The organism is Niastella populi (assembly GCF_002078015.1).
Lineage (GTDB): Bacteria > Bacteroidota > Bacteroidia > Chitinophagales > Chitinophagaceae > Niastella > Niastella populi.
In genome coordinates this window covers 1-6,571 of the sequence record NZ_LWBP01000026.1, presented here as the reverse complement: position 1 = coordinate 6,571, position 6,571 = coordinate 1, and the positions used below count along the sequence as shown (strand labels likewise).

Sequence of the window (6,571 nt, the reverse complement as noted above, 5' to 3'; positions counted from 1 at the left end):
AGTGCCATTGGGTTGGGTAATGGTAACTGCCGCGCTGGCAACGGCTAAACCGGTGCTTTGATCTTTTACCGCGAATGACATAACAGTTAAAGCGGTGGGAGGGTTGATAAGATTATAATACTTCGGCCAGTTCCAGTTGATACCGGGATCGGTATGGTTGTTATCGGGATAGTGCTGGTGGCCCTTGATGCGTACTTCCCTCGGCAATACCACAACGCCCGAAGATGAAGACCCCTTGTAACATTTGGTACGGTCAATGTTATTGTCGCGGCAGATATCGCGTACCAGCGCAGCCGAACTATTGTACATGGCGTTGGTGTACCACGATGCGTCGCTTACCCAGCCCTCATGTTCGATACCAATAGTATAGGAGTTGTTGTTGTATACATGCCATGCCCGGTCTTTTTCAAGCACCATTTGCGTAACCTGCCCGTCAGATGAGCGGATCACATAGTGCGCCGATACATTGGCGGAAGGGTTATTGAACCACGAGATAGTGCCCGCATAGTTTCCCTGTGTGGTGTGTACGGTCACATTTGTAATGGCCACACCGCCGCGGCCTACGGTAAAATTGCCGGTATTGGCCTGGTCCCACAACGCCGGCGGGTAATCTGCGCTTTGGATGGCGTTTACATCATTGGTGCTTTCGGTTCTTGCATTGTTGTTTGAACTGTTGGCAGTGTTTGACGTATTTGCTTTTAAAATCGCGCCATTGGCTCTTATCCTGTCCTGCTGGTAATCGATCTGTACGCCGGGCGCGCTCAGGGTGCGCAGGGTTTGCGGCGCGTAGATCCTGTCGAGCTGTACATTACGCGGTTGTTGTGTTAACCGGGGTGAACGAAAACCTCTTTTCAGGTTATCGTAAATGTCGTACGTGTACAAGGAATGGGCATATTTATTTATAGCGCTGCCATCATCGGGAATGTTCGAAAGCTTTTCAAGCACTTTGGAAAAACTTTCCGGTGTTGTGCTGGCCGGCAGGTTCTGTGCATGCGCTTCCCGGCTGAGAAATTTCGCTACAGCCAGGATCTGCAGGCGTACATCTTTCTTGAACTGCTCAGGCGTAATGCCGCTCAGCTGGCAAACCGTAAGCAGGTTATTTTTGAAATAACCGCGGCCGTTCTCTACAAGCGCGAAGATGCCGAAATGTTCAGGCATTGGTTCTTTCTCCCCATCGGCCTTCTGCTCATTGGCCAGGTTATTCATATGCGAAGCCGACCAGGCTGTTGCTTCCAGTACTCCCCGGGGAATGTTGGGGTACAGGCGGTACGCTTCGGCAAAATAGCTTTGGTAATTGTCAGTCTGTTGCGCAGTGACATTTACACTAAACAAAAGGATAAGCAATAAACCAGTTAGTAGTCGTCGTTTACTCATGCTGTTTAATTTTTAATGGTTGGCGAATAAGAGTTTAATACAAAAAGATTCCCGTTACCTGCAGAAACCGGGTTTCCGGCAGGCAAAAAGGTATACGGTACAGTAAACAGGGGTTTACTGAAGGGCAGTAAAACTAACGGGCTATACTAGTGTAGGGAATAGGTACAGATCCATGGCCTGAGGCCATAGCATTGCCATCCCGCAAATGAACGGGAGCAGTATTTACGCATTAATGTTTGTGCTACGCATGCCAGTTACGGTGGCTCTGCTGCTGTATCCTGTTTTTACTGGTGAGGGGAATAGGCAACTGAAATGCTGAGTTGCTTTGTGCCAGGTGCAGCGGGGCAACGCCTATGCCGGCATCATTGCCGGTAATGGTCCCATATGGCAAAACGATTGGTGTACAGGTCTTTTTCATGATAAGGTTTAGTCTTGTCCAACCTAACGGCGGATAAGGATTTTAAGTAAATTATGTCATACATAATTATGATAATTTTTTGAATTAACAATACTGCCTCATGAAAATTATATGAACATTCATGCCCGCAGTGATCGCCTGGTAACGTGGTTGTACACATGTAGTTTTATAACCGGTTCTATATTAATCGGTCTTATATCAGTATAGTAAGCATGTGAATTACGTTTTTATTGGCTTACTGCCCGGTTATTGTTCGTGTTTAGTCGGTTTTAGCAATAAACTACACTTGCACAAAAACGCATCTTAATTATATATAAGATAAACGCCTGGCCGCCGGGCCATCTTCCCTGCGTTTATATTTTATATAGAACATATATACAAACCCGGAACAGCCCGTACTAAACAAACATCAAACCAGCCTGTAGCCGGAACCCCCCTCCGCCGGGGTTTATTTTTCAACATTCTTAAAAGGGAGGTTGGGTTTAAAGGTGTTTGGGTACGGCAATGCCAAACAATTTCAGGAAGCATTAAGCGCAACTGTGTATAGGCCCGTCCTCAGGCACTGCGGGGGAGCACCAGGCTGGCGTAGTGGTGGAAGCATATAAACAATTGACCGGTACTGTTAGATCGTTGGGTTTGACTTTTGTCAAGTAGCTTGTAAATAAAGGTACTGGCTCGTTATAGCCCATGCCAACGGCTAAGCAGTAGTACCTACCGTTAGCTGGTGATACCAATGAAAAGTTAAATTGGCACTCATTTTTTTTTACGCTGCAGACCGGTTTGGTTGTTTATATGACAATAAATATTAAGAAAAAAAATCCCCCACGTATGAAATTGTTCAATATCCTTAAAAATCGAAAAGGATTGGTAATGCTGGCAGCCTTTATGGGCACCGGTATGCTGGCGAATGCCCAGCTTAAGGTAGGTGACAATCCTACCAACATTCAAAAAAGCTCTATCCTTGAATTGGAGAGCACCCGCCAGGGTTTGCTGTTGCCCCGGCTAACCGATACGGCGGCAATCAATTCACTTACCCCGCCCGATGGAATGATCATCTTTCTTACTACCGATAAAAGCTTACGCATCCGCAGCCAGGGCGCATGGAAAAAACTCGCCAGCATGGCCGATGCAACCGCCAACTGGTCGTTGACCGGCAACAGCGGAACCGATTCTGCTACCAGCTTTATCGGAACGACAGATGGCAAACCATTTACCATTAAAACCGATGACTCGGCCCGCATGATCATCAGCTCAAATGGTAATGTAGGTATCGGTACCACCACACCATCCGCTACTTTGAATGTGAACGGAACGGTAAAACTCGAGAACCTCGCAGCCGGTTCAACCGAAGTTGATGTACTGGTGCTGAATGCCGACGGTTCAGTATACAAAAGAACGATGTCATCAGCCGCATTTACCAATGCAATAAAGGCCATCAACGGTATTCAGAAACAAACCCTCTCAATAACAGCCGAAGCCAGCACCACTGAAGATTCGGTAAAAGTGGAGAACCGTACGGCAGACAGCACCATTGCTGTTTATCTGCCGGTGCAGGATGGCGCTTCTGCCAATAAACCTTATGGATTCCTGACGCTCGATGACTGGGCGAAGATCCAGAGCGGTATTCAAACCATTACTATCGGCGCCGTTGCCACCTCTTCCGATGTAAAAGGCGCTTCTATCGTTACAGACAGCACATCGCGCCAGATCATTCTGCATCCGGCAGATGCTACCAACCCCGGTATTGTAACCGCCGGTGCGCAGGAGTTTGGCGGTAGCAAAACTTTCCGCGACAGCGTAACTGTTGACGGAACATTATCGATCAACACCGTAAATGATAACAACAGCGCCGATTCGGTGCTCGTGTTGTCGAATGGTGTGGTTGCCAAAAGAAAAGTAAGCGATGCGGCATTCGGGAATGCCATCCGCGTAATAAATGATAACCGCGATACCGCACAGACATTCACTTTCCGGAACACCGGCGCTGATCTTACGGTAAGCGGCAACAATGCCGACTCACTGTTCTTCAACGTGCCCGATGCCGGTACCGCCGCCCGTGGGGTGGTTACAACCGCTACCCAAACTTTCGGTGGAAACAAAACCTTCCAGGACAGTGTTGCCGCTTCAAAGGCCATCCTTGCGGGTTCAACCGGTAATGCCAACAGTACCGTGCAAATTGCCGGTTCATTATCGATGGCCATTAAATCTGTTACCGGCGATTATACAGTAACAGCCGCCGATAATACCGTGCTGGCAAATACTTCATCAGCAGCGATTGTTATTACGCTGCCTGCACCAACCAGTATTGCCGGCCGCATCTACACTATCAAAAAAGTAGGCAACGGCGGGTTGGATAATGATCTTACCATTTCTCCCGCTTCAGGAACGATCGATGGCGGCAACTCGTACAAGATCTACAACGACTGGACCTACGTAACGCTTCAAACAGATGGTACCGACTGGTATATCATTAAGAAGTAATAAAATAATTAATAAGCCCACCGCTTAAAGCAGGGTATATGCGTATCAACAGATGGTTGGGAGCAGTGCTGGTAACGGTATTGTTCGCCACGAAAGGTATGTCGCAGCAAATGCGATTGGGAAACAATCCCTGGGCGGTTGAAAAATCGGCCGTGCTCGAGTTGCAATCGGCGAACCAGGGGTTATTGTTTTCACGAATAGCAGATACGGCGCTTATCAACGCGTTGAATCCGCCCGATGGAATGGTGATCTATTTTTCACCAGCCAAACGCCTGCTGTTGCGGGCGAATGGCCACTGGCAACCGATGGCTTCCACCACCTCTATCGATACCGGCAGTATTCCCAATTTTTATCAGAAGGTAAGAAGCGGATTCTCGGCAGGCGCCGGCATCGCATATAATAATACAACGGGGATAATAAGCAATGCCGGTGTTACCTCATTGAATGGTAACACCGGTGCGCTTACTTTAGATACCGGTTATATCAGCAACTTCCATCAAAAAGTGCGCGGCCTGCTCAGTGCTGGTTCTGGTATCAGCTACGATGCATCAACGGGTGTACTAAGTGCTGCCGGAGGCGCCGGCACAGGCTGGGCTTTGAACGGAAACACCGTAGGCGCATTGAAAACAATTGGTACAACAGATAATTATGATCTTCCGCTGATCACCAACAACACCGAAAAAATGCGCATCACCAGTACAGGTAATATAGGCATTGGTACTTCAACATTCGATGCCGCTTACCCCGAGAAATTTCTGGTACATGCAGGAACCACCTCATCTTATAACCTCATCAATGCAAAAGGAACCATCAACAACTACTTACAGTTAAATATTCAAAACCTTTCATCCGGCGCAGCCGCCAGCAGCGATGTGGTGGCCACAGCCAACAACGGAAGTGAAACCGCCAACTTCGTTGATATGGGTATCAACTCAGGCGGTTATAGCAGTACGGGTATCCTCGGCGGCGCCAATAATGCCTACCTGTACAGTACCGGCAATGATTTTGTGATCGGTAACCAAACCGGTAACAGGAATTTGGTTTTCTTTACCGGTGGTAGTGCAACCACCAACGAACGGATGCGGATCGATGGCAACGGCCGCGTAGGTATAGGTGTTACCAATGCCGGCAATCCGCTGGTTGTAAAAGATACTATGGAAATTCGCCGCACCGGATCCCTGTCAACCTTATTGTTCTCCAATACGGCTGGCTATGGCGACTTTCGTATTGGCGGCGATGGCGGCGATCTTTTCTGGCAGGGCGGCGGTGGCCGTAACCTGCAGATGGGCTCCTACTGGACAACCATCCTCATGGGCGACCGGCAATCGGGCAGTTTTCCGGTTTTGTCTTCGGGTTCGGCCACGAATACCGGTGTGTTGATACCGTCGCAACGTACCGCCAGTGTGCCGTTGGCCATACAGGGAATTACAAGCCAGGCGGCTAACCTTACCGAGTGGCGCAATGCGGCCGGCACAGTACTGGATGTAGTTGATGCTTCGGGCAGAATGGCTGTTGGTTCCGGGGCGTTTGATGATACAGCCCCCGAACAATTGCTGGTAGATGCAGGAGCAACCGATTCGTATAACCTGGTGGTGGCAAAAGGCGAACGCAACGGCTATCTGCAGTTTAATATTCAAAACACATCGGCCCAGGGGCAGGCCAGTACCGATATTGTGGCCACAGCCAATAACGGAACAGAAACCACCAACTATGTGAACCTCGGTATCAATGGCGGCGGGTACAACAGCGCCAATAATATTTTGAGCGGGCCTAACAATGGTTATTTGTTTAGTGCCGGACAGGATTTCATTATCGGTAACACGGCCGCTTCAAAACACCTGATCCTGTTTACCGGCGGTATTGCTGCTTCCAATGAAAGAATGCGCATTACCAGTGCAGGAAGGGTAGGGGTGGCTACGACCAATCCTTCAGCAACCCTCGATGTGGCCGGTACATATAAATTAGGCAGTTCGGGAACGGCGTTGAACAATATGATAAAAACTACTTTCAGCATAAGTGATAATACCTGGTTTGGGCCTGGTGCAACGCGTCAGGTTACAGCAACGATAAGCGGCGCAACAACCAATGCGTCTGTGGTTTTAAATCCGCGGAGTGCATTGCCAGGTGGTGTTGCCATTGCCTATTCCTATATCAGCAGTTCAAATACGATAACCATTGGTTTTACCTGTACGGAAAGCTGGGGCCGGCAACTGGGAAGTATAACATTTGATGTAACGCTGATTCAATAAGTTTATAGTTTTAAGTAGTAAGTGTCGTATAGCATAACATAGGATACAC

Annotated in this window: 4 protein-coding genes; 2 read left to right on the top strand and 2 right to left on the bottom strand. The window is 48.5% G+C overall.

Annotation, left to right across the window (positions count from 1 at the left end):
• Window positions 1-1,374 (bottom strand): N-acetylmuramoyl-L-alanine amidase (locus tag A4R26_RS05430; protein ID WP_207625684.1); only part of this gene is annotated, 1,374 nt, incomplete at its 3' end.
• Window positions 1,375-1,615: 241 nt separating this feature from the next.
• The gene (locus A4R26_RS34785; RefSeq protein WP_165760156.1) at window positions 1,616-1,792 is read right to left on the bottom strand and encodes a hypothetical protein; all 177 of its coding nucleotides are present in this window, start codon (window positions 1,790-1,792) and stop codon (window positions 1,616-1,618) included.
• 828 nt (window positions 1,793-2,620) lie between these two features.
• On the opposite strand from A4R26_RS34785, the gene A4R26_RS05425 reads away from it, so the two are divergent.
• A complete protein-coding gene (locus A4R26_RS05425; RefSeq protein ID WP_081161777.1) occupies window positions 2,621-4,273 on the top strand; it encodes a phage tail-like protein in 1,653 nt (550 codons plus the stop codon).
• Window positions 4,274-4,311: 38 nt separating this feature from the next.
• Complete coding sequence (locus A4R26_RS05420) at window positions 4,312-6,522, top strand: phage tail-like protein (protein WP_081161773.1); 2,211 nt, start codon at window positions 4,312-4,314, stop codon at window positions 6,520-6,522.
• Window positions 6,523-6,571: the final 49 nt, after the last annotated feature.

Excerpts from the sequence above, each read along its gene's own strand:
- A4R26_RS05425 (WP_081161777.1), top strand. The coding sequence starts at position 2,621 with ATGAAATTGTTCAATATCCTTAAAAATCGAAAAGGATTGGTAATGCTG.
- A4R26_RS05420 (WP_081161773.1), top strand. The coding sequence starts at position 4,312 with ATGCGTATCAACAGATGGTTGGGAGCAGTGCTGGTAACGGTATTGTTC.
- A4R26_RS34785 (WP_165760156.1), bottom strand. The coding sequence starts at position 1,792 with ATGAAAAAGACCTGTACACCAATCGTTTTGCCATATGGGACCATTACC.